The organism is Komagataeibacter diospyri (assembly GCF_006538165.1).
Classification (GTDB): domain Bacteria; phylum Pseudomonadota; class Alphaproteobacteria; order Acetobacterales; family Acetobacteraceae; genus Komagataeibacter; species Komagataeibacter diospyri.
This window is the reverse complement of the sequence record NZ_BDLU01000066.1, coordinates 37,929-62,787: the sequence shown is the minus strand read 5'-3', so window position 1 is coordinate 62,787 and position 24,859 is coordinate 37,929. Positions and strand designations below refer to the sequence as shown.

Annotated in this window: 19 protein-coding genes; 4 read left to right on the top strand and 15 right to left on the bottom strand. The window is 58.5% G+C overall.

What is annotated here, in order from left to right; all coding sequences use genetic code 11:
• Positions 1–153: 153 nt before the first annotated feature.
• The 11 genes from rfbA to MSKU9_RS16005 form a co-directional block, all read right to left on the bottom strand.
• Positions 154–1,074 (bottom strand): glucose-1-phosphate thymidylyltransferase RfbA, encoded by a 921-nt coding sequence (gene rfbA, locus MSKU9_RS16055; protein WP_141262384.1) that lies wholly within the window; start codon positions 1,072–1,074, stop codon positions 154–156.
• Positions 1,071–2,147 carry a dTDP-glucose 4,6-dehydratase gene (gene rfbB / locus MSKU9_RS16050; protein ID WP_141262383.1) on the bottom strand — a complete coding sequence of 359 codons (1,077 nt, stop codon included), beginning with the start codon at positions 2,145–2,147 and terminating at the stop codon, positions 1,071–1,073. The genes rfbA and rfbB overlap by 4 nt, the downstream gene beginning before the upstream one ends.
• A 237-nt stretch (positions 2,148–2,384) precedes the next feature.
• The gene (locus MSKU9_RS16045; protein ID WP_141262382.1) at positions 2,385–3,536 is read right to left on the bottom strand and encodes an acyltransferase family protein; all 1,152 of its coding nucleotides are present in this window, start codon (positions 3,534–3,536) and stop codon (positions 2,385–2,387) included.
• A gap of 34 nt (positions 3,537–3,570) precedes the next feature.
• Positions 3,571–4,128, bottom strand: a complete 558-nt coding sequence (locus tag MSKU9_RS16040; protein WP_141262381.1) for a polysaccharide biosynthesis/export family protein — start codon at positions 4,126–4,128, stop codon at positions 3,571–3,573.
• A gap of 94 nt (positions 4,129–4,222) precedes the next feature.
• On the bottom strand, positions 4,223–5,599 hold the full coding sequence (locus tag MSKU9_RS16035; RefSeq protein ID WP_227001127.1) for an outer membrane beta-barrel protein: 1,377 nt from the start codon (positions 5,597–5,599) through the stop codon (positions 4,223–4,225).
• An 8-nt stretch (positions 5,600–5,607) separates the two neighbouring features.
• Positions 5,608–7,086, bottom strand: coding sequence for a flippase (locus MSKU9_RS16030; RefSeq protein ID WP_141262380.1), 1,479 nt, complete (start codon positions 7,084–7,086; stop codon positions 5,608–5,610).
• A complete protein-coding gene (locus MSKU9_RS16025) occupies positions 7,086–8,237 on the bottom strand; it encodes a glycosyltransferase family 4 protein (RefSeq protein WP_141262379.1) in 1,152 nt (383 codons plus the stop codon). Before MSKU9_RS16025 ends, MSKU9_RS16030 begins: the two co-directional genes overlap by 1 nt.
• Before the next feature lie 19 nt (positions 8,238–8,256).
• Entirely contained in the window at positions 8,257–10,467 is a 2,211-nt protein-coding gene (locus tag MSKU9_RS16020; RefSeq protein ID WP_227001126.1) for a GumC family protein, read from the bottom strand.
• Positions 10,468–10,472: 5 nt separating this feature from the next.
• Positions 10,473–11,288: a WecB/TagA/CpsF family glycosyltransferase gene (locus MSKU9_RS16015; protein WP_141262378.1), complete on the bottom strand. Its 816-nt coding sequence runs from the start codon at positions 11,286–11,288 to the stop codon at positions 10,473–10,475.
• Positions 11,289–11,325: 37 nt separating this feature from the next.
• The gene (locus MSKU9_RS16010; RefSeq protein WP_227001125.1) at positions 11,326–12,828 is read right to left on the bottom strand and encodes an exopolysaccharide biosynthesis polyprenyl glycosylphosphotransferase; all 1,503 of its coding nucleotides are present in this window, start codon (positions 12,826–12,828) and stop codon (positions 11,326–11,328) included.
• Between the two features lie 373 nt (positions 12,829–13,201).
• On the bottom strand, positions 13,202–14,680 hold the full coding sequence (locus MSKU9_RS16005; protein WP_141262377.1) for a mannose-1-phosphate guanylyltransferase/mannose-6-phosphate isomerase: 1,479 nt from the start codon (positions 14,678–14,680) through the stop codon (positions 13,202–13,204).
• Positions 14,681–14,995: 315 nt separating this feature from the next.
• Between MSKU9_RS16005 and MSKU9_RS16000 the strand changes: the two genes are divergently transcribed.
• Positions 14,996–16,327 carry a UDP-glucose dehydrogenase family protein gene (locus MSKU9_RS16000; RefSeq protein WP_141262388.1) on the top strand — a complete coding sequence of 444 codons (1,332 nt, stop codon included), beginning with the start codon at positions 14,996–14,998 and terminating at the stop codon, positions 16,325–16,327.
• Between the two features lie 184 nt (positions 16,328–16,511).
• Here MSKU9_RS16000 and MSKU9_RS15995 read toward each other — a convergent pair whose 3' ends face one another.
• The 4 genes from MSKU9_RS15995 to MSKU9_RS15980 are packed head-to-tail and all read right to left on the bottom strand — an operon-like array spanning position 16,512 to position 20,981.
• The gene (locus MSKU9_RS15995; protein ID WP_141262376.1) at positions 16,512–17,477 is read right to left on the bottom strand and encodes a glycosyltransferase family 2 protein; all 966 of its coding nucleotides are present in this window, start codon (positions 17,475–17,477) and stop codon (positions 16,512–16,514) included.
• Complete coding sequence (locus MSKU9_RS15990; RefSeq protein ID WP_227002523.1) at positions 17,474–18,619, bottom strand: glycosyltransferase; 1,146 nt, start codon at positions 18,617–18,619, stop codon at positions 17,474–17,476. The genes MSKU9_RS15995 and MSKU9_RS15990 overlap by 4 nt, the downstream gene beginning before the upstream one ends.
• A gap of 44 nt (positions 18,620–18,663) precedes the next feature.
• Entirely contained in the window at positions 18,664–19,827 is a 1,164-nt protein-coding gene (locus tag MSKU9_RS15985) for a glycosyltransferase (RefSeq protein WP_141262374.1), read from the bottom strand.
• Between the two features lie 44 nt (positions 19,828–19,871).
• Positions 19,872–20,981: a GumK N-terminal domain-containing glycosyltransferase gene (locus MSKU9_RS15980; RefSeq protein WP_141262373.1), complete on the bottom strand. Its 1,110-nt coding sequence runs from the start codon at positions 20,979–20,981 to the stop codon at positions 19,872–19,874.
• Between the two features lie 316 nt (positions 20,982–21,297).
• On the opposite strand from MSKU9_RS15980, the gene MSKU9_RS15975 reads away from it, so the two are divergent.
• The 3 genes from MSKU9_RS15975 to MSKU9_RS15965 are packed head-to-tail and all read left to right on the top strand — an operon-like array spanning position 21,298 to position 24,843.
• Positions 21,298–22,476, top strand: a complete 1,179-nt coding sequence (locus MSKU9_RS15975; protein WP_141262372.1) for an acyltransferase family protein — start codon at positions 21,298–21,300, stop codon at positions 22,474–22,476.
• A 13-nt stretch (positions 22,477–22,489) separates the two neighbouring features.
• Entirely contained in the window at positions 22,490–23,821 is a 1,332-nt protein-coding gene (locus MSKU9_RS15970; protein WP_141262371.1) for a polysaccharide polymerase, read from the top strand.
• Positions 23,822–23,865: 44 nt separating this feature from the next.
• Positions 23,866–24,843: a glycoside hydrolase family 5 protein gene (locus MSKU9_RS15965; RefSeq protein ID WP_141262370.1), complete on the top strand. Its 978-nt coding sequence runs from the start codon at positions 23,866–23,868 to the stop codon at positions 24,841–24,843.
• The last annotated feature ends 16 nt before the right edge of the window (positions 24,844–24,859 follow it).

The window sequence follows — 24,859 nt, the reverse complement described above, 5'->3', positions numbered from 1 at the left end:
TCCGTCAGTATGAAGCGATCCATATGGTCTTTGAAACACATCATGGCCCTTTAGAAAACTCAATTCCCAACAGCCCCCAAAAAGCTTCAAAAGAACGCCGCCTTTTTGAAAAAAGGCGGCACTCAAAACCTTTTATTTGTTTTCAAAAGATCCCTACGCCGCTTCGGCATCCTTTTCGGGAACGGCATTGGCAATTTCCATAAGCGCACGCCCAAGCTCGGTCTTTATCATGCGCTTTGCATAGGCTTCCAGCGCCGCCGCATCGATGAATCCACGACGGAAGGCCACTTCATGCGGAGAACCAACCAGTAACCCCTGACGGGACTGGATGGTCTGCACGAACTGTCCCGCCTGCATCAGGCTGTCGGGCATGCCGGCATCAAGCCATGCACAGCCGCGGCCCAGCCGCTGGACATGCAGGTCGCCATTTTGCAGGTAAATCCGGTTCAGGTCGGTAATTTCCAGTTCCCCACGCGGCGAAGGCTTCAGGCTGCAGGCATATTCGCGCACACGCCCGTCATAGAAATACAGCCCCGTTACAGCCCAGTTCGACAGCGGGTGCGTGGGCTTTTCCACAATATCCAGCGCATGCCCGTCTGGGGCGAAACTGACCACGCCATAACGTTCGGGATCACGTACTTCATAGGCAAAGACCGTGGCCCCGGTTGGCCGGTTGGCCGCGGCGCGCAACTGTTTGCCCAGATGGTCGGCAAAAATCAGGTTATCACCCAGTATCAGGCCACATGGCGAATCATCCAGCCAGTCATCGGCAATGATGAAGGCCTGCGCGATGCCATCGGGTGAAGGCTGCTCGCGATAGGTGAAGGTTACCCCCAGATCCGATCCATCCCCCAGAAGGCGGCGGAACAGTGGCAGGTCCGCTGGCGTCGAGATGATCATGATATCGCGTATCCCCGCCAGCATGAGCGTGGACAGCGGATAGAAAATCATCGGCTTGTCATAAACCGGCAGCAACTGCTTGCTGACTGCCTGCGTCATGGGATGCAGGCGCGTACCCGAACCACCAGCCAGAAGAATGCCCTTGACCGGTTTCGTTGTAGTATTCTCGCTCATGCTGCTGTTCCCATCTTGTCACCCGCGTGGCCAAGGCGTTCCCCGCTGTAACGGGCGGCCCGAATGCTTTCCCACCATTCCCGGTTATCCAGGTACCACTGCACCGTGCGGCGGATGCCATGTTCAAAATCATGGCGCGCACGCCAGCCCAGTGCCTGTTCCGCATGGGTCGGGTCGATTTCATAACGGAAGTCATGTCCCGGCCGGTCGGTCACATGGCGTATCAGGCGCGCATGCGGGCCTGCCGGATTGGGACGCAGTTCATCAAGTATTGCGCAGATTGCTTCCACCACCTGCATGTTGGTACGCGGCTGTCGCGCGCCAATGGCATAGGTTTCACCCGGCTGTCCCTGTTCCACCGCGCGAACCAGCGCCTCGGCATGGTCTTCGACAAACAACCAGTCGCGTACATTCTGTCCCGTGCCGTAAACCGGCAGTTCCCGGCCCTCGATCGCATTGATCGTCACCAGGGGGATCAGTTTTTCAGGAAAATGCCACGGCCCGTAATTATTGGTGGTGTTGGTGACAAATGTCGGCAGGCCATAAGTATGGTACCATGCCCGCACCAGATGGTCGGATGATGCCTTGCTGGCCGAATACGGACTACGCGGGTCATAGGGGGTCTGTTCGGTAAAGGGCGGGTCACCCGGACGTAACGCACCAAAGACTTCATCAGTCGAGATATGGTGAAAACGGAATGATTTCCGCCGCCCCTCATCCTGTCGCATCCACCACGCCCGCGCAGCCTCAAGCAATGTATAGGTACCAACTATATTTGTGCTGACAAATGTGCCGGGTCCGTCAATGGAACGGTCCACATGGCTTTCCGCTGCCAGGTGCATGACGGCATCGGGGGCGAAATCGTCAAATACCCGCGCCATGGCGGCAGCGTCCGTAATATTTGCAACTTCCAGCCTGTAACGCCCGCTTGCCGTGGCGTCTTCCGTTGCCCTTATACTTGCGGCATATGTCAGGGCATCGACATTGAGGACATCATGCGAGGTCTGGGCAATCAGGTGCCTTACTACCGCGGAACCGATAAACCCGCAGCCTCCCGTTATCAGTATGCGCATTTCCTACTTCCTTCCCCCGTAACATGGCCGTACGCCCCCATGACTTTTCACAACGGGAAAAAAGCCGATCGTTCCACGCATTGAAGCCGGACAGGAATACTGTAACAACCATGTATAACCACAATCAGATTACGACAGTCTAATGGGCGGTCTGTGTCATAAATATGGAGAACGGTGCCTTAATGAGACAAAAAACAGTATTGAGGCAGAATAACACGATTTCCTGAATACAGGGGGTCAGGCCGCACCGCGCACTGCAATCATGGCGTCACGTGCTTCGACCCGCTGCATGACCCTGCGGCCAAAACGCTGCGAAGGGCGTTCAACCAGGTGATAACAGACCGCACCCACAAGCAGGCACAACCCGAATATTGCAAAAGTCACCGCAAGCCCCGGCACGAAGCCAAGATGACGCAGCCATTCGCCCATACCCCATGATATGATGCCAATAATCAGGTAATGCGTCAGGTAAAACGAAAATGATATACGCCCCAGCCAGATGACCGGCCCCGAACGCAACAGCGCATCCACCCCGCCGCGCTGGTAGGCCAGCCCGAAAACAAGTGCCGTAAACCCGAAAACATCCAGAACCGGCACAACCGGAAAGAACAGTGTCGCCGCAATAAACGCGACAGCCGCCAATGTAATGGATGATGCATGCCGTTCCATGCTGTCGGGCAGCATATGATAGGCGCGGTACAGCAATATTCCCGCAGAAAAGCAAAAGAACATGCGAATGGCGCCAAATGTGCCTGTCGGGTTGTTATTGGCATGATGGCAGACAAACAGCACCGCAACCAGCACCCCAAGGCTGGCCACGCACAATGCAAGCGCATGGCGCGGGGATACAATACGCATCGCCCCCATGGCCAGCAGCGGGAACAGGAGATACCCCAGCACCTCCGCACTCAGGGTCCATGACACGATGTTCCATTCCCCCAGCTTCAGCACGGTCCAGCTCTGGACCAGCAGCAGGGTCTGCACAAACCCTGGCAGGGACAGGTTATGTGCGCGATAGGCGAAGGCCGGATCGGTATAATAACGCTGCATGGCTACATAACCGGGCGAAAGCAGCACAAGCGGCACCATGGCCAGCAGCACGAATGTATTGAGTGGATAGACCCGGAAGAAGCGGACAATAAAAAAGTCCCGGATAACATGCCACCGCAGGACAGCGAACTGCCCTTCATGCACATGCATGAGGATAAAGCCCGACAGCACGAAAAACAGGTCCACGCCCCGAAAGCCGTTAAACAGGAACAGCGAATGCAGCATCCATGGCTGGTGCAGGATATCGGCAGCCAGACCATAGAAATGGGTCATGAAAACCCATAACGCCGCAACTCCACGTACGCCGGTCAGGCTGGGGATGGAACGGGCCTTGGGCATGTTATCCCCCTAATTACATGTATCTTGTCAGGTTTTAGAAAAACCGCTCGTCGATCGTCACCACATCACCGGGCAGCAGGACGGTCGCACGTGATATGCGGCCTTCATGTGCGGGGGTATCAAGGTCTTCATGCCGTACATCGGTCGCACGGTTGGTCACGGCGCGATAGGTAAAGCCACCCGCCAGTGCGACAGCGGTCAGCATGGTCATACCCGGCTGATAGGGATACTGGCCGGGGTGGTTGACCTCGCCCAGGATATAGATCGGCCTGTACTGCGCGACTTCCACCGATACGCTGGGCTGGGTCAGGATACCCTTCTGTTCAAGGCTGGTGGAAATGCGCTGGGCCAGATCACGTGGCTCGGCCCCTGCCGCATGCACCGTACCCAGCAGCGGGAAATCGATATTTCCATTGTCACTTACGGTAAACGTGTTGCTCAGTTGCGGGTCGTTATAGGTAATGACACGCACCTGATCGCCCGGACCAAGATGGTAGGCCCGGGTATCGACCGCTTCAAAGGACTGCTCCCGCGCCGAGGCGCAGCAGCTCAGGGCAAGCAGGGCCGTGACGCCGGCTGCCTGCATCATCATGGGCCGACACGTGTTCCGTATCATTGCAAACATGGTCACTCCCAAATCATTCAATGTGGTTTTCCTTCGCTTTCGCCCGTGCGGCCAGCCTTCGTCAGCCGGAAAAGGAAAAGCCCAACAGTATTGTATTGCTCGTAAACGTGGAAAGACGCCCCGGGATGTTCAGATAATTCACGTTCCCGCCCGATGTGGCGTTATTGACATAGTTGTAGGTAAGGGACGCACGTACGTGACGGTCGATGTTCCAGAAAACAGATCCGCCAAAATGGATCTGTTTCTGCAGGCGGCTCCCTTCCAGGCTGGACGTGGCGGAACCCGTGGTGACCGTCATGCTGGACTGCGATGCGCTTTCCCCATATTCGGCATAGGCGCGGAGGAACACGTTATGCCGCAGTTCATGATCCCATTGCATCCGCACGTCGGTTACGACCTGATTGCGGGCGAACGGGGTTTCCGGGTCGCTCAGGTGGCGTGCCGCCGTCAGGGTGACGGTATCGATGCGGCGCGGCATCCATGACACATTGACCTCAAACGTGGGGGTCGTGACCGAAGGGCTGCGGCCGCTGCTGAAACTGCGTGTTTCCCCGCCAACCAGCAGGCGGTACTGCCACACCTGCCCGCTACGGAAATCTACACCACCGAAACCTGCCCCATCGGCATAGTTGTTGACCGATGCCTCCGGTGCGGAATCATACTGTGCCGCGGACCCGCGAAAAACGATGACAGCCGCATTCCCGCGCGAAAATTCATAGCGCGAGGTCAGCGACCCTGTTTCAGTCTTGTGACTGATGGTGCCGTAATCAATGGAAATCGGCCCCGGCGCCGTCCCGAAGGAGAAGTCCTGATAATCGAATGCCGGGATCAGGCTGAAACGGCCAAACATCTTGGTATAGGTCAGTCGTCCGTCATTGACCTGATAGGGCACGGGATAGACCACGCCATACACGCCCAGATTGGTCGCGGACAGGTGGTACTGATAGTGGGAATAGGCCATGCTGAGCGTGTCGTGGCCCAGGTTGAGCGTCCCGCCGATATTGCCGTGCCAGTTGGTGTAACTGGCGATCGACTGCGTGGGATAACGATGGTCATCCATACCTACCGACGCCCCCAGCGCGTGACGCCGCCAGCGTGAATTGACGCTGACATTGGCCGAAGTCTGTACTACGGGGCTGCCCGACCCCGGGATACCCAGCGTGTTGGAATTATAACCCACGTTTTCCGACGCGCTGGGCCGTAGCAGCCAGCTACCCAGGCCAATGCCGTCCGTCTGCTGGCCCATCATCTGCCGGGTTACGACCGACCCGGTCATATCCGTGGAATAACCGGGAATATCAGACGGGAAAAGCTGCTGGATCAACTGCGCATGCGCACCGTGCGCATGCAGACCGATCCCCAGCACCACCACCCCGACCGGTCCCCGCGACAGGCAGCGCCATACCCTGGCACCATCCTGCAACCGCCCTACCTTCATACCTTACCCTAACCTGTAATCGTAAGACGGGGATTGCCCCCCGCACGCTGGATAAATCGGTGAGCCATGTCACGCAGTCCCGGGTCCAGCCGGTATGCAGCGACAGCCATCGCCAGCCCCGCCATGGTGGCGGCGCATGCGGAAGCTATCAGATTCATGGGAATCAACAGACTCACAATCAGCGCCCCTGTCATTATCAACACCCCCGGCACAAGTCGCCAAGTCTGCTGTGACAGGCAATCCGACAACAGGTAAAGAGCAATTAAATTAATCGTGACCCGCAACGTCCAGGCCGCGGCGGCCCCCGGCAGGCCCCACCATTTTATCATGACCCACAGCACGCAGAAAAAGGGCAGGATCTCCACCATCGAGACCTTGGCCGTGATATGGGGCCGCCCCTGCCCCTGCAGCAACCCATACGGCAGGAAGGCAATACCGTTGGTCCATGCCCCGAACATCAGGATTTCAGCCACGGGGCGCGAAACATCGGCAAAGCTCCCACCAACCCACATATGCAGGAACGCCCCCGAAAACAGGATGCCCGGCGCGCAGATCATGCCAAACCCGTAGGTCAGCGACGCGGTGGCCCGCCGGGTCAGGTCGACCGCCTCCCCCCTGTCAGCGCGCGACAGGCGCGGGAACAGCGTGCGGGCCAGCGCCGTCGCCACAACCTGCGAACGCATGGCAAGGTTCATCGGCACGGTGTACTGCCCCACCGATGTCACCCCCAGCGTCGCACCGATGATAAGCTGGTTGGACGTATCCAGCAGCGGGTTTATCAGGCTGGAAATACTGACCCATGATCCGTAGCCCAGCAGGCGCTTGAGCCATTTCACGTCAAAATCCATTGGCCGGATCGGCCATTCCAGCACCATGACCACGCAATAGGCCAGCCCGATCATGGCCAGCCGTGACAGCACGATGGAGGGAAGGACAACCGTAAGTTGCGGACCGAAAAAATGGATGCAGATCAGCGGAATGATCTGCCCCGCCATGGTGGTGCTGGAATTGAGCATGTTGGACAGCAGGAAGCGTTCACGCGATTCCAGCGCCCCCGTCGCCACGCCATTGACCATGCCCAGTGGCAGCATGACCGCCATCCAGGGATAGGCGTGGCGCGTTTCCGCCAGCAGGTCGGGCGGGATACGCACGAAATGCAGCAGAACCATGTCCCCGATCGGATACAGGATCAGCCCCCCCAGCGCCCCCAGGCCAAGATTGCTGTAGAACGCCGTCATCAGCACGGGCGAACGCTCACGCGCCGTGGCGTGCCCCAGCTGCGCCAGCGCATTGGCCGATGCGCGTGACAGCCCGAAATCCAGAAACCCCAGATACCCCAGCAGGATCCACGAAATCGCAACAATGCCGTACCGGTCCGTGCCAATAAGGTGAAGGTAGAACGGCACGGTGCCCAGCGAGACGATGATCGGGAAAATGGAACCGAATACGTTGAACAGGAAATTGGTGGAAAATTTGCTCTGCGCCATCACTCCGCCCCTGCTGTCGCCATGACGGATCGTGGCCCCGCCTGACCCAGAACCTGTTGATAGAGGCGCACATATTCCTGCGCGACACTGTTCCAGTCGTAACGGCTGGCCACTTCCATATTACGCGCCCGCAATGCATCCGCCGTATCGGGCAGGGATGCGGCCAGTGCCTCCACTTCCCGCGCGCCGGGGGCAAGGTTGTCAGGATCGACCATGACGCCTGCCGCTCCCTGCTGCATGAGCCGGGCAAAGGGTGTGATGTTGCTCAGGATCGGGACCAGCCCTGCGGACATTGCCTCCACCGCCGCAAGGCCAAATCCCTCATGCGCGGACAGACAGCCAAAGAAGCTTGCCTCCCCCATCAGGTCACGTAGGGCGGCATCCGACGGGCCTGACACGATACGCAGGGCATCCGTAATGCCACATGCCTGTGCCTGCCGCTGCAGATCGGCCACCGTCAGGTTGGAATCCTGCCCCGCAACGATCAGTTTCCAGTCCGGACTTTCGCGCCGCAGCAGGGCGACAAGCTGGAACAGGAGCTTGAGCCGCTTGTGCACGGCAAAACGCCCGAAGGCGAGGATGGTGCGCCCCGGCGCATGGGATGCCGCATCACGGAAGCGCGTCTGGTTGATGCCGTTTTCAATCGTCTGCAACCGTCCCGCCGCCACGGTACGGAACAGGTCGGCATCACTGTAGCTGCATGCGACAATGCGTTTATATGCCCGCACGGAAACCGGCGTGATGGTGCGGAACCATATTTCCTTGATCCGCCGCAACGCACCGGTATGGAAAAAACCGCCATGGGTGGACGCGATCATGGTCTTGCGGTGGAACGGCCATGTCCATGCCAGAAAATCGAAAAAGAAATCGATCGCATGGACATGCAGCAGGTCAAACGTCCCGATATGCCGCAGCACCTGTGGCGCCAGCGGATAGCGGGTCGAACCCCGCCACGGAATGCGGATGACCGGTATGCCATCGACCATGTCACGATGCGCAAGCCTGCCCGGGCGCCCGAATACACTGTCGAGCGTCAGGACCTGCGCATCAATGCCCATATCCTGTCTCTGGCTGCGGGCAAGGTTGAGCAGTGAATCCTCCAGCCCACCGACAGAGGGACTGAACTGGCGACAGATATGCAGAACTTTCAAGATTTCGTCCCCCTGTTGTTCATTTCTCGTCAAAACGGCTCAGGATCTTGATGTCCCGGTTGCCGTAGCTGTAGCCCATCACGTCCATGGCGTTATCTTCCACCATGGTGGCCACCACGCCCGCCACTGGCGCGCCATATCCCTCCAGCCGTTCCAGGCAGGCCATGACGGCGCGCTGCGCAGTGCTTTTCCAGCGGCAGACAAAAATGACCTGATCGGCCATGTTGGCGTGCACCAGCGCGTCACTCAGTCCCAGCAGTGGTGGGCAATCGATGATGACCAGTTCATACGACCGCTTCAGTTCCGTCAGTATCGCGCGCAGGCGCCGGATTTCGACGGGGCTGAAGGCATGCTGCATCGTGCGGCCTGCGGGAATGTAGTCAAAACCGGTATCGGGGTCGGTGCGGATGACGTCGGCCACCGGCACCCCTGTCGTCACAAGATCACTCATGCCCAGTGAGGGACGGCCCGTCGTGGCATCGGCCAGGTACTGGTCCAGCATGCCCCGACGGTGGTCGGCATCGATCACCAGTACCTTCTGCCCGCCCCGCCGTGCCACTGTCGCCATCCACAGCGCCAGCGTGCTCTTGCCTTCTTCCGGTCCGGCAGAGGTAATGGCAAGGCACATCGGCTGCCCCGCTTCATGCACCCGCATGGACAACTGCATGACAAGACTGCGTACCGCCTCGGTCGCGCGGGAATACGGGTGGTCGATCACATGCCGTCGCACGGCCTGTTCCGTCCGTCCCCCCACCTTGGGCACGACCGCCAGCAGTGGCAGCGGAACGGCGGCACGCAGGCGTTCGATTTCGGTAAAACCCGCGGCAAAGTAATCACGCAGCAGGACAGCCCCCGCCCCGGCCGCCAACGCCACGGCCATCAGCCCCAGACCGATTTTCTTGCGGTTGGGAAAGCTGGGCACATCAGGGGCGGAGGCGTGCGAGACGACAGCGATGGGCGGCTGCAGCAGGGCTGCGCGGTCCACCACTTCCTTGGCGTGCTCCAGAAAGGTTTCATACACGGCGCGTGCGCTCTGCGCTTCCTGGTCCAGCGTGCGGTACTCCGCCTGCGGAGCACTCTGCCCGCCTGCCTTCTGGCGCAGCAGGTCCAGGTTTTCATTCAGGCGCTGGACTTCGGCGCGGGCGGAAATCTGGTCTTCGCGGATGGTGCTCAGGGCCGCCTGCGTCTCGGCTTCCAGGCTGGCGCGGGTCGTTGCGATCTGCTGGTCCAGCGCGCGCAGGCGCGGGTGCTGCGGACCATAGGTGGCCGCTTCCTCCTGCCGTGTGCTCTGCAACTGCATGAGCGCATTGGCCGTAGCCACCAGAATGGGTTCCTGCGACAGGGCAACCGCCGCACGCGCATCCCCCCTTGCGGCCGCATCACGCAGCGCGTCGGCACGGGCCTGCGCTGCGGCCAGCCGCCCTTCCGCCTGACTGAGGTTGGCGGAGGTGTCGGCAATCTGGCGTTCGATCAGCGGCGTGCTGGTACTGCCCTCGGTGGTATTGGTCAGGCCATGGGCATTATCAAAGGCATTGGCCTTCTGCACCGCATCCAGCCACCGCTGCCGCAGGGCGGCCGTCCGGTTGTCCAGCCATGTCGCCACATGATTGATGTCCGCCGTCTGCCGCGCCAGCGCGATGCGCTGGTAATTCGTGACCACGGCATTGGCCAGGGCCGCCGCACGCAGGGGATTGCCATCAACCACGTTGATATCAAGGATCTGCGTGCGGGGTTCCGGTGTTATGGTCAGGTTGTTGAGGAAGGCGTCTTCCTCATGCTCACGCTGCACCTGCGGGTCAACCGGCGTGCTGGCATGGCACAGGAACCCCAGCCCCATGTGGCACAACCGGTCGCGCATGCCCACATGGGCTGCGGCGGCCGGTGGCGGCAGTTCCGCCAGGACGGCGGCAGCGACATCACGCGAATGGATCATCGCGGCTTCGGTCGACACCAGTTCATCATCTGGCGGGGCCAGGTTCTGCTGCTGCCCGTTGGGGGCCAGCGGGTCCTGCTGCGCGCGCCCCGACACCACGACGGTCGTGGTCGCGGTATAGCGCGGCTTGAGCGTCAGCATGACCGCCCCGCCCGTGACCAGCACACCCAGAACGGTCAGCGCGAACAGCATCCTGTGCCGCAGGAATGCCCGTATTGTCTGACGGATGACAAGGCCCACATCGTGCGCTGTCCATGACATTGAAGTGGCCCGCCCCTGTATGGAAACGTAATTCATGCTGTTTATCCGGCAAGTTTCCGCGAAATGGACGACGAGGACCGATGCAACAGCCTGCGCCGCAAATAAACGAGGACATGAAACCCGAATACAGGCAGTCCCAGCAGGTAACGCCGCCACAGCCTGCGCGGTTCACGCACCAGCCGCACAAGCCATTCCAGCCCCATGTTCGCCACCCATCGGGGGGGACGGCGCACACGTCCGGCCGCATGGTCAACCAGTGCGCCCGCCGTAATGATGACACCGGTGGAAAGGTGATCCATATTGTCATACAGCCAGCGTTCCTGTCGGGGCATGCCCATGGTCAGCAGGATGATGTCAGGTTGCGTCGCCCGCAGGCGTTCAAGCAGCAGCGTGGATTCACGCGATCCGGGTGTCGGGTCAAAAAAGCCATGCTGCGTGCCCACCGTGTGCACGCCATACCTGTCGGAAAAGGCTTTTGCCGCCCTTTCCACCACATCCGGCTTCCCCCCGATCCAGAACACCGATGCATCCCGCCCCAACTGCGACAGGGCCGCCCCGATCCATTCGGGTGGCGTGGTGCGTGGCAGGTGACGCCCCGTCAGCATGATGCCCGCAAGCTGCACACCCGCCCCGTCACAGAACGCAATGTCGGCACGTCGGAACAGCGTGCGCAGCCATGGCTGTTTTTGCGAAACCACCGCCATATGGGCGTTGGCGTTGACGACTGTCATTTTCTGTCCCGCCCGAACTGCATTCACCACGCGCTGGACAATGTCCGTACGCGATATGTCGTGCAGCGGCAGGCCCATGACATCGACAATCGTGTCGTCCACTGCGATTCCTGTATTTGCGTTCATTTGAATACACCGTTCATCATCATGAAAATTGAGGAATTCAGAACGCATTCCGACTGAAAATCTCGCGCTTTATGGTCAGGAAAATGATCTTGATATCCAGCCAGATCGACCATGCGCGTATGTATTCCAGGTCCAGTACCACACGGCGGCGCAGGTCATCACGCGTGACCAGTTCCCCCCGCGATCCATTGATCTGCGCCCAGCCGGTAATGCCGGGCTGCACACGGTGACGGGCGACATATTCCTCCATCGCCTCATGCAGCAGTTGTCCGCCCGCACGCGTCTGCGGTGCATGAGGACGTGGACCGACAAGCGACATCTCACCGCGCAGCACATTGAAAAGCTGCGGCAGTTCATCAATGCTCAGCCGTCGTATCCATCTGCCAACACGGGTTACGCGCGGGTCGGTGCGCGACGTCTGGCGCGCGGCGTCCATATCCGACATATCCGTGTACATGGAGCGGAACTTGAATACGTTGAAGTAACGGTTGTTGAACCCCTGCCGTGGCTGACAGAACAGCACGGGACCACGGGAATCCAGCTTGATCGCCAGTGCGACAAGCCCCAGCACCGGGGCCAGCGCCACAAGCAGCAGCATGCTGGCGGTCAGATCGAACGCGCGTTTTTCCAGCATGTCCCATTCACTTAACGGACGGCGCTGCAATACGGTCAGGGAAAACGGTCCGAAGCGTTCAACCGGCCAGCCGTGACAGTCCTCCGTCATAAGCGATGGCACGACATAAACATCCGCCAGCACGCCACGCAGGCGCCACAATATGTCCATGACATGCTGCTGCCCGCCCTCGGCCGGGGAAAAGCATATGATGACTGCATCAATGTCATCCTCCCGCGCATGCGCGACCAGCTGTTCTATCGTGCCGTCAACATTGCTGCCCTGATCGTCAAAAATCCCGACGAGGCGGAACATGCGCTGCATGCGGGTATTGATGCGGGTGGCCATCTGCGCCGCCTCCCCGCCCGAACCGATGATCGCCACCTTGCGCGCCAGGCGACGGGTCACCGTGCGCGTATGCACGATATATGTGCCCACACACCGTTCCAGCATCAGCGCAATCACCACAAAGGCCAGCCATTCCGCCCCCATGCGCAACGTAACGGCAGGCGGCCATGACAGCATGAGCAGAACGGTGCAGAAAATCACCTCGCCGAACACGACAGGCAACAGCAGGTAGCGGATCTGACACGACACCCGCGTCAGGTCGGGAATATCCAGAAGCGGAATATTCTTGGGGAACAGAAAAAACGCCCCCGCCGCCATGATATTGGCCAGCAGAAGGGCGCCAGACAGTTCATCAGGTGTGTCATAAATACGCTGCCACGTAATACATGCCATGATGGCAAGGCATACGGACATGGCATCCGACACGACCACCGCCTGTGTCAGAACGGGATGACGGTAGGCGAAGCTGTCATCCCCGGTGCGCGCCGTATGAACCCGTCGGGGGATGCTGTCGATCCCGGCAGATAGCGACGACAGGTCCGTTTCATCATTTTTCAAGTGCCTGAGTGCCTCGCTCATTTTGAAACATCTCCTGTCGGCGCGGAATGCAACCTGACGCCACGTAAGGCTTCGCCTGCCATTTTCCGCACTGCACAATCGAGTGCGAAATGATCCTCATCTGTTGTTGTTTTTTACAGTGCCCGGAATGCCCGGTTATCCTGACCGGGATGTTCCGGGTATTTTAGGGCAAAAATATGTCATGACACAAATACATGGAAAGAATTTCCCACTCATATTTTATTCATGACAGCCGCATATTTTTTACAAGTACGTTATTATAACGTAACGATATGAACGCATATCCGGAAACATGGACTGTTCAATAAAAAAGCCGGTAGCCACATGCGTGAAACCCTTACTGCGACCTTCACGCATGGACCGACACTTTATCTTACTGCCGACCGTAAGTGTCCTCAAAGCGGACGATATCGTCTTCACCCAGATATGGACCCGACTGGACCTCGATCAGGGTCAGGGGGATACGCCCCGGGTTTTCCAGCCGGTGCATACACCCTAACGGCAGATAGACACTTTCGTTTTCCTGTAACATAAGTTTTTCTTCATTCCGCGTGACGATTGCGGTCCCACTGACCACAACCCAGTGTTCCGCCCGGTGAAAATGCTTCTGCAGCGACAGCTTCTGGCCCGGATACACCACGATCCGCTTGACCTGGAACCGTTCACCCTGAATCAGCCCTTCGTAAAAACCCCATGGCCGGTAACAACGATTGTGAATTTCGGCTTCCGCCCTGTTGGTCGTCCTGAGATGTGACACAAGAGCGGAAACATCCTGCGCGTAATCACGATGAATCGCGAGAACCGCATCAGATGTCACCACCAGCACGATATCCGTAAGCCCCGCCACGGCCGTCAGCATCCCTTCGCTGCGCACGTAACAGTTATGGGACTGTTTCAGTACGACATCGCCTACCACCACATTCCCGCTGGCGTCCTTGTCCCCCAGTTCCCATAACGCATTCCAGTTCCCGACATCCGACCAGCCCAGATCAGCGGGAATGACCACGGCGCGGTCCGTGCGCTCCATGACCGCGTAATCAATGCTGACATTGGGAGAACGCAGGAAGGCTGTGGTTTCCAGCCTGCGGAAAGTCAGGTCGTTTTCACTGTTGAGCAATGCCTGCCGCACGTTTTCCAGTACGTCGGGTTCATGCCGTTTCAGTTCTGCCAGCATGACGGATGCCGGGGCAAGGAACATGCCCGAATTCCACAGATATCCCCCTTCATTCAACATTTCGGTCGCACGCAGATGGTCAGGTTTTTCAATAAAGCGGGCGACCCGGTACACGCTGTCATCAGGGTGATCGGGATACAGGGGCACGCCAAGGCGTATATAGCCGTACCCCGTCTCAGGCACGTCGGGTTTCATGCCGAATGTGACGATATAGCCCTCGCGCGCCACGACTGATGCTTTTTCCAGAATTGCAGGCAGGCGCTCGGGATACCGAAAAACGGCATCGGCGGCCATGATCCACAGAAGGGTTTCGGGATCATCCTGTGCCGCCAGCAGGGCTGCGGCCGCAATCGCTGCCGCCGTATTGCGCACGGCGGGTTCCAGGATGATACGCCCGTCCTCGCACCCGTTTTCGCGCAACTGTTCCGCGACAAGAAAACGGTGCGCGTTATTACAGACGACAATCGGCGGCGCGAACGCCGTCCCCGTGGCGCGTTGCAATGTTTCGCCGATCATTGTCTGGCTGGATGCCAGTGCCCAGAACTGCTTGGGGTGGCTGGCACGCGAAACGGGCCACAGCCGCGTTCCCGTCCCACCGGACAGGATAACGGGCGTAATGGTCCGGTTACGGGGTTCAGGCACAGATACGGTTACATCCGTTGCTGTCATAAACGTCATGATCGTGACTCCGTCCTGCGTGTTTCATGCTGCACGTATCCGCTGTTTCCCGAAGGGAACAGAACCGGTCATGGCGGACATTGATGTTGCGAATGCACTTAGCGGAAATTTTTTTGTCAAGAATGTGGTGCTCAAACATATTTTCGTCGTGATCATGCCCTTGTGTAGCATCCGCATGACATCTTCCGGGTTACGGAACATGCGCATCTTATTACTTTTGTTTTTATTCAACCCGCTTTGAAAAGCTTTAGATTCCGGCCTGTTACGGACAACAGGCCGTGATACGAAATCAGGGAGGTCCAGGTGCGAATTGCTATGATTGGTGGAGGCTACGTTGGGTTGGTCTCCGGTACATGTTTTGCTGAATTTGGCACCGACGTTGCCATTGTTGAAACCAACCCGGACCGCCTGACCGCCCTGCGTGAAGGGCGTATCCCGATTTATGAACCCGGCCTGGACCGCCTGGTTGAAGAAAACGTGGAAGCAGGGCGCCTGACCTTTGGTGACGACATTGCCGCCGCGGTCAAGGGAGCGGATGCGGTGTTCGTGGCGGTGGGCACGCCATCGCGCCGGGGCGATGGACAGGCGGATACAAGTTATGTCTACGCCGCCGTAGAACAGATCGCGCGCGTGGCGGACGGCTACACCGTCATTGTCACCAAATCGACCGTGCCCGTTGGTACGGGGCGCGAAATTGCGCGTATCGTGCGCGAAACGCGTCCGGACCTGGATTTCGATATTGCATCGAATCCGGAATTCCTGCGTGAAGGCAACGCAATTCAGGATTTCATGCGCCCTGACCGTGTCATTATTGGCACTGACCAATATAAACCTGAGGGTACGGAACGAGCACAGAACATATTGCGCAAGCTGTACAGGCCGCTCTACCTGCTGGAAACGCCCATTGTCTTTACAGGACTGGAGACGGCGGAACTGATAAAATATTCCGCCAATTCGTTCCTCGCGATGAAAATCACCTTTATCAATGAAATCTCGGACCTGTGTGAAAAGGTTGGCGCCAATGTCAACGACGTGGCGCGCTCCATCGGGCTGGATGGACGTATTGGCAAGAAGTTCCTGCACCCCAGCCCCGGCTTTGGTGGGTCCTGTTTTCCTAAGGATACACGCGCACTGACGGCAATCGGGCGCAATGCGGGATCACCCGTACGGCTGATCGAAACCACGGTTGCGGTCAATGATCAGCGCATGAAGGATATGGGTGAACGTATCATCGCCTTTGCCGATGGGGATGTACGGGGGCTTACGATCGGAGTGCTGGGACTGACTTTCAAGCCTGAAACCGATGACATGCGCGAGGCGGCGTCCATTACCGTTCTCGACATGCTGGACAAGGGGGGGGCGCATATCCGTGCGTTTGATCCCGCCGGCATGACAACTGCCCGCCCCGTGCTGCCACACTCCGTTACCTACTGCACGGATGCACTGGACGCGGCGAAAGGTGTCGATATTCTTGTGGTGCTGACGGAATGGAATGAATTCCGCTCACTTGCCCCGGAAAAGCTGGCGCGGGAAATGAAGGGCCGCAAGATTGCGGACCTGCGCAATATCTGGGACCCCAAAACCATAAAGGATGCGGGGTTCAAATATATCTCCCTCGGGCGGCCGGACGCGGTTCAGCCGCGCTAACCACAGCACAAAATCCGGACCATGCATGCGCATGGTCCGGATGCTTATTGCGACATTTTCCAGAAAATGCTCGAAAACGGATTATTGATAAAAACAAAAATTTTCGGGTACTGCCTTTTCAAAAAAAACGGTACCCGGGAACTTTATTTCTCATCAATGAACTATTTGAACACCATACCGGACATCAGGAATGGCATAACCTGCGCCTGAGTGCAGCCGCCACCTGCCGGATCATGGCAGGCAGGAATGCCGGTCGCCGCATGATACGCCGGAAAATCGCCCCTACTGCCCCTGAACGCAGCGCCACGGACACAAAATAGGAATCATCCAGACGCTGCAGTCCCGCCGCACGCTGGTGCAGCAGGTCCACCAGTTCGGGATTGTCCCGGATACGTGGATCCCGCGCCAATGCCAGCGCGGTATCGTGCATGTCACGATAGGCAATGACCGTACGCGACATGCCCGATGCACGTCCACTGACACTGCCCTGCCGCTGTGTATAAAGATACGTGGCATGATCGATCAGGAAAAACCTGCCGCCAGCCATAAGGAAGGCGATCATAAGCAGGAAATCCTCCCCATGCCGCACCACCGGATCATAACGTATGCCATGGGCAAGCATGAATTCCCGCCGGAAAACAGGCTTGAGCAGCCCCCAGTCAAATCCGTCCCCGCCCGAGCGGTTATGGGCAATGTAATCACGCAGGCCAACAGGATTACGCGGCACCTGCCCCGCCCCCATCGCGCGGCCCGTCACCTGGCCTGCCATGGCGTCATAATAGGCCAGATCATCCGCCACCGCGTCACAATCCCCGACTGCGGCACGTGCCATCAGCACTTCCAGCCTGTCGGGAGCAAAGGCATCATCCGCATCAAGAAAGGCGATCCAGTCGCCCCGTGCGGCACCCAGCCCCACATTGCGCGCAACCGATGGTCCCCCGTTATACGGCGTGGACATGACGCGGATACTATCATGCGCACGCGCCAGCCTGTGCAGCAGATCTGGCGTGCTATCGGTGGAACAGTCATCCACTACGATGATTTCCATCGGCGCATGCGTCTGTTCCAACGCGGAACTGACGGCACGCATGATGAAGGCCTGTGCATTATAGGTGGTAATGACCAGACTGACGGACATGGGAACGTTCATGGGATGCGTCCTGTCATACTGTCGTAAATGTTTTCCAGTGTTGCCGCCCAGCGGGCGACGTCATGCTTCTGCGCCACGAAAACCGGCCCGGCCGCAGACATACGTGCTGCCAGATCATCATCACGCAACAGGTCCAGCAGGCGCGCGGCCAGCGTCGTGACATCCCCTTCGGCAAAGGCGAAGCCTGTCGTGCCATCAATAATGCCCTCCGTCGCACCACCCCGCGCCGATGTTACGACCGGGACTCCACTGGCCTGGGCTTCCAGCAGGACCAGGCCCATGCCTTCCGCATCACCATTGGCGGCGGTGACACTGGGCAGACAGAAAACACGGGCCTGTTCCAGCAGCGGCTGCATTTCGGCTGCTGAATACCGGCCGTAAAACGAAACACCATCCATTCCCGTGGCAAGGCTGGTCAGCATCGGGCGTTCGGGGCCGTCCCCCGCAATGACCAGTTGCGCATCGGGCATTTGCGCACGAACGGTGCGAAAGGCATCGATCAGGTAGCGACAGCCCTTTTTTTCCACCAGCCTGCCTGCGAACAGGATAACCGGCGCCCGCCGGGCAACCGGCTGGCCGGTCGGATGAAAGCGACGGACATCAATCCCGATGGGACAGACATGGATACGCTGTTCGGGCAGGCCCGCACGCAGCGCGGCCTCACGTATGCTGTGGGATACCGCTACGAAACTGACCTGTGGCACGGTAGCCAGCTGTTTCAGCCTGCCGGGATAGGCACGCCATCGCCGTCCCCCGCCACCTGCGGCGAACCAGTGCATATGGGTCGTGATATCCGATCCATGCAATGTGACCAGCAGCGGCACATGCAATGCCCGCGCCACGGACCATGCCTCCACGCCGTCAAAACCGAAATGGGCGTGCACCAGATCCGGATTTACCGCGCGCGCCAGTTTCATCATACCCGGCACGGGGCGTTCCAGGTAACGCGATCCCATGCCGATCAGGCGCTGGAACAACGTGGGCGGCCCATCATGCAGCGCCCGGATGGCCATGCCGTCCAGCGGCAGCTGCCCTATCGTCCGCTCCCCGATCAGCACGGGGCGCCAGCGTATCAGGGCACGGGCCTGATCGCGCACGAATGTTTCCGACCATGGCAGGATCTGCGTTCGGTATATTGCCACACAGGGCCTGGATGCACCAGGCGTCCCTTCCTGTGCCATCATTTTCATGCCGCAACGGCCTGCGCGGGGACGGTCTGGGTCTGGGTTACGCCGTGGCCATGCCCGCGACGACACGCACGATCGGTACGCGAGGATTCCCGGCCATAACGCCGCACCAGCGGTGCAAGCAGTACGCCCAGTACAAGGTCCTTGTACATGGCGCGATTGCCGAAGGTCCAGAATGAACGTTCACTATACCCCCCTTCGCGCACCAGTCTCACAAAGGCTGCGATGCGGCGTGGCAGGCTGCTGCCGGAACAGATTTCGGCGCGCGTGGTATAAAGTCGCTCCAGTTCGCGCCATGCTTCGGCTGCAGTACGCGCACGGGCGCGCAGCGTTTCAGACCAGGATGCCGTCTGGGCCAGATCGGCAAACATGTTGCTGTCCTGCACCGTCATGCGTGCAAGGTAGCGGTAGGTATCAGCCCGATCTTCCAGCCGGTAACGCCAGCGATCCACAAAGGTGGGTTTGGTCCGCTTGCCCGACCCCACCGTATTGCCACCATGCAGCCGGTATTCCGTCAGTTCGTCATCCAGATAGACAATGGTGCCAATACCGGATGCGACAAGGAAAAAAAACAGGTCATGGCCCATTTCCTTGCCCGGGTTGTAATGGTCCCCCATGCGTGCCCACAGGGCTGCCGAAGGTTTCAGGTCCGCGCGGAATGTCTGCATGAAACCATAGGAAAAACACCACGGCTGCAATGTCAGCGGACGCGAAACGGGGGGAACGGGCGGGGTTGCATAAAAAGGCGATATGGGCACGCGCCGTTCATTCACCAGATGCGCGTTATGAAAGACCATCATGACGTCAGGGTCGTTCATGAATGCCTGCCGCACACGTTCCAGGTTATCGCTTTTCCAGAAATCATCCTGATCGCAAAAGGAAATCAGATCCCCTGAACTCAGGCTGACCGCATGCATGAAATTACCCTTGTAGCCAAGGCGTTGCGCATTGCGGTGAATCTGCACCGGAAAGGGTGCCGTACGGGCGAAATCGGCCACGATATCCAGCGTGGCATCAGTCGAACCGTCATCCGTCACGACCAGTTCGGCAGGCAGGCACGTCTGTGCCGCCAGACTGTCCAGCTGTTCGCGGATATGGGCCGACCCGTTATAGGTTGCCATGACAACCGAAATGCGTGGTCCGTTATCACCTGCCTCAGTCATGTTCTCGCTCTTTCCTAATACTTTGCACAGGGACAGGCCTGCATTCAGACACGCGTGTCGGGATAGGCTTCGGGGGTCAGGATACGCTGCACGATTTCAGGCCAGCTATGGGCATCAAGTTCGATCACGTCCGATGACTGCAGGGCGGCATCAATCGCGCGCCCGATGGATTGCGCATCCCCCGGCCTGTAACCATACCGGCCAGCCGTGTCATTCAGTGCAAAATCGGGACAGACGGCGGGAATACCAAACAGCGCGAACTGCCGCAGTTTCAGGGACGTATCCAGCAGGTAACGGGGCGTATTCGCGTCACGATACGGGGCGACGCCAAAACTGGCATGCTGGAGATAGGACAGCGTGCGTTCAAACGCCATTTCGGGATGAATGATGATATTGGGCGCATCCAGCCCATCCGCCGCATGGCCCGCACCTATGATATGGAAATCGATATCCGGCCTGATCTGTGCCGCGATCTGGAAAAAGGTCCGGTCAAACAGCATTGACCCGATCGAAACACAACTGATCCGACCGGGCGTATAGGGATTGGGATAGTTTTTTTCGGCAATGCCACGATCAATGCCATGTGGTGCAAAAACGGCTGAACGCGCATGGGGCAGGCGTTCAAGCAGATAGCGCGAGGGCATGCGCACCGTGTCGATCATGTCGAAATTTCGCACGAAATCATTCTTGATGGTATCCGCACATCCCACGACTTCCAGGTCATCGGACATCAGATAAATAATGCGGGCCGACGGATTAAGTTTCCTGACATCGGAAATAAATATCGGCGCCATACCGGATTCAATAAAGACAGTATCAGCACGTCGTATCCATTTTCGCGCAATGGCGGGCAGCATCTGGCGGTACAGCCAGAACATCCCCCGCTCTACCGGCGCCAGCACCGCACGCCGCATGTTGAACGGATGCCATTTCATGCGCCACAGATAGCATTCCACACCGTCCACCGTTTCCACCTGATTGGCACGGTCCGCAAGGCTGGCGCGCGTATCCCCACGCCGCAGCGACAGCGAACTCAACCCGATGGACAGGAACGCGGTAGGCCCACGGCGGGCCATCTCCGCTGCGATGAAATGGACACTGGCCTTGCGCAAACTCCTGAAATCATGGACGGAAATAAACAGGGAGCGCGTCATGGAATTATGGTCTCCTGCCGTGCGCCACGTTGGCGGCAGGCCGCATGCGCATGGCGCGCGGCCCCTGGGTTCATATCGATCGCGCAAAAACATCCGGACCGTCACGCAGCCCGTTTCACGCCGTGCCAAATCCACAGTGTGATTGCGGCAAGATCATGACATGATCGTGCCGCGATAAAGGCGGCGGCACAAAGAATTGTGTAGGCACATTTTGCATGTTTTCTACATTTATATTCTGATACGCTGTGTCCGCCATAACAGAATCACTGTATTGCCTGCATCACGCCATGCCATTCATGCACCGGGGGAACCGACGATGTCGTCTGTGACGGAAACTTCGGGAACGGAACGAAATTATCTGCACCAGCTGACATCCCTGCGTGGCGTTGCGTGCCTTGTCGTACTGTTCGGTCATGCCATACAGGTTTTCCGTTACCAGAACCCGCAACGTACGGGATCACAGGCAGCAATGCATGACATTGTGACCTACGCATTCAATGCGGAAGCGGCGGTGGTACTGTTTTTTGTACTCAGCGGGTGCGTCCTGTCGCTGTCACTACGCAAATACACGCATCTGACAGGCCGGATTGTTGGCAGTTTCTATGTCAAGCGTGTGTTCCGGATCTATCCGCTGCTGTGGTTTTCAATCGGGCTGGCCATCGCCAGCATGGTTGTTGCGCGCGGATGGGTCAGTGATGGTGTATTTGTCGGCTGGCTGTCGCGTAATCTGCAGACACCGGTGTCCATCCGCAACACCATCATGTCGGTTGCGGGCGTTTTCACCCGTTATAATGGACCGATGTGGTCGTTGCGGGTGGAACTCATGTATTCCGTGGCCTTTCCGTTCCTGTTCTGGCTGGTGCGTGCGCCACGGCTACGGGTGGTTACACTGGCGGGCCTTGCCGCAATCGCCCTGCTGCCCCTGCCGCATGAAGTGGGTACGGTCTTTGCACTCTCGTTTGGTGTCGGCGCCCTGATCCCGCTGCTGCCGACAGCCCTTTCCCCCCGGCATGGACTTTATGCGCTGCTGGCGCTGGTTGTGCTGCTGTATGACCGTTACGGTCTTGTGGCGATGGGACTGAACGTACCTGAACGTATTCCTGACATGATTGAAACGGTCGCGGCTTTTGTGCTGATCCGTGACCTTTATGCATCGGGGCGGCAGTATCGCGTGCTTCTCAGCAGGCCGGTCATCGCCATCGGGGAATTGTCCTATGGCATTTACCTGCTGCACCTGCCCATCATGTTGATGGTGTTCAGCATAATGGGACATGCCATGGGGGCGTCCACCCTTCTGTCGCATCCGTCACTGACCCAGGCGGGGCTGGGGATCGTGACCGTCATGCTGACCACGGCACTGGCAGCCATAACCTATAATATACTGGAACTGCCCCTGCATAATCTGGGACGGCGACTGGGTAATGCCCTGCTTGTACGGCCTGCCCGTCCGGTGTCCCCATCACAGGATGCAGATAGGCATGCGTCACGCATCTGATACGGGAAGCATCATGTCCGCTACAGCGCATGTTCACCTGCCCCATCGGTCCATGACCAGCGCGCCCGCCCTGTCACGGGTGGATGGCATATCATGGCTGGTGGTGGCGGGGGCGATTTTCAACCTTGTCCTGTGCTTCATCAACACACGTCATGTCATCACGATCCGCAGTTCGGAAATCGTATTGTGCGAACTGGCCATCATCTTTCTGGCGTTTATCGAGGTGCGCAACACGATTTCCCCTGCCGTGGTGCGTATTACGGGAGTCATGATCTGTTTCGAGATCGGGGCCAAGCTGATCAACCCCCGTCTGGACATGAAGATCCTGCATGATCTGGCCATTGCCTATGTATTCTACCAACTGGGCACCCGTTCCACCCTGCGGTCTGGTGAGCGTACCATGTGGGTGATGATGGCCATGATCATGTTCGTTGGCTTTTTTGAACTGCTGTTCACCAACCTGTTCGGCACGATATTCGATGTCTGGACCTATTACGTGAACAAGGGTGTCATCAGCAGCAGCACTGTCAATTACAGCAATACGAACCTGTTTATCAGCGGAAACCGGGGGGCTGCCGCGTCCCGTACGTTTTTCCAGTCCATATTCGGATCGCACCGCGTGTCGTCGCTGTTTCTGGAACCGGATTCACTGGGCAATTTCTCGGCCATCGGGTTTGCGTGGTGCCTTAGCACAAACCTTGGCTCCCGGTTGCGGCATGCGTTCCTGTTCTTTCTGTCGGGGTTGTGTTTCGTGCTGGCTGATTCGCGCTTTGCCTCGGGCTGCGCGCTGGGCATGATCCTGTTGCGCATGACACCGCTTTACCGTTCACGCTTCGTGGTGTTCGCCATGCCGGTTACCGTGATGATGGGCCTGATGCTGCAGGGCGCGAATCACGAGATGCCCGGTATCCTGCCCTCCATCATTGGGGACAATTTTTCCGGCCGACTGCTGTTTTCCGGGCGATTGCTGGATTACTGGAACCTGCCGCAATGGTTCGCGATGGCGCCGTCGCAGGTGTACACGGCCGATACGGGCTATGCCTATATCATCAACAACCTTGGCCTGCCGCTGACGCTGTTCCTGCTGGCGCTGTTTACCCTGCATCCTGCACGCACCGAAGCAGCCGTGTCGATGAAAGCGATGATCTCGCTTTATTTTTCCACATCCCTGTGCATCGGCGCATCGGTCTTCACCATCAAGACGGCGGCGTTGCTGTGGTTCCTGTACGGCACGACCAACAGCGTCGTTGCACCATCGGAACCAGAAGTCAGGGAAAAGGTGCCTGAACGCCTGAAATCATTCCGTTTCAACCGGTTTTCACCCGCAGCGGAGCATATCGCATGACATTACCCCGTTTCCCCCGCTTATGCCGCTGGCTTTGTGGCTGCATGGTCGCAGTCCCCCTTACGCTTTCCGTCCATGGACAGGCGGATGCGCAGACATATCGTGGCGTAAACCTTGCGGGGGCTGCCTATTCCTCCTCCAAGCTGCCGGGCCGTTACGGGTATGACTACCTTTATCCCAAGTCTGCGGAGGTGGATTATTTTACCGCACAGGGCATGAACACATTCCGCCTGTCGGTATTGTGGGAACGTCTTCAGCCGACCCTGAACGGCGCGCTGGATGAAAAGGAACTGCAGCGCGTACAGCAATTCATTGCCTATGCGCAGGGCAAGGGTGCCACAACAGTGCTCGATATCCATGATTACGGGCGCTATCGCGGGCAGGAAATCGGGTCCACAGCCGTGCCGGATACGGCCTTTGCCGATTTATGGTCGCGGCTGGCACAGGCGCTGGGCAATAACCCGCATGTCCTGTTTGGTCTGATGAACGAACCACAGCAGCATTCGGCCGAGGCATGGAAAAACTCGGTACAGGCCGCGATTGACGCCATCCGCAAGGCCGGAAGCCATAATACCATCCTCGTGCCCGGCATTGGCTGGGACAGCGCACAGGGTTTCCCGAAACTGAATGGCGATGCGCTGGGGCAGTTACACGATCCCGATAACCGTCTGGTTTATGAAGTGCATGAATACTTTGACCCTGATGCATCGGGCACCAAACCGGCATGCATTTCACAAGACCAGGCCCTTGGGCGGCTCAAACCCTTTACCGACTGGCTACACGCCCACAAGGCGCACGGTTTCCTGGGAGAATTCGGGGTCAGCCGCCAGCCGGAATGTGTCGCCCTGCTCAATCCCATCCTGTCCCACCTGCGTGAAAATGCAGATGTATGGGATGGATGGACCTATTGGGCGGCTGGGCCGCTATGGGGCAATTACATGTTTACGCTTGAACCCGACCACGGTCAGGATCGCCCCCAGATGACGGCCATTAAGCCTTTCCTAAGCCAGACAAAGCAATAACGCGGATATCAGCCAC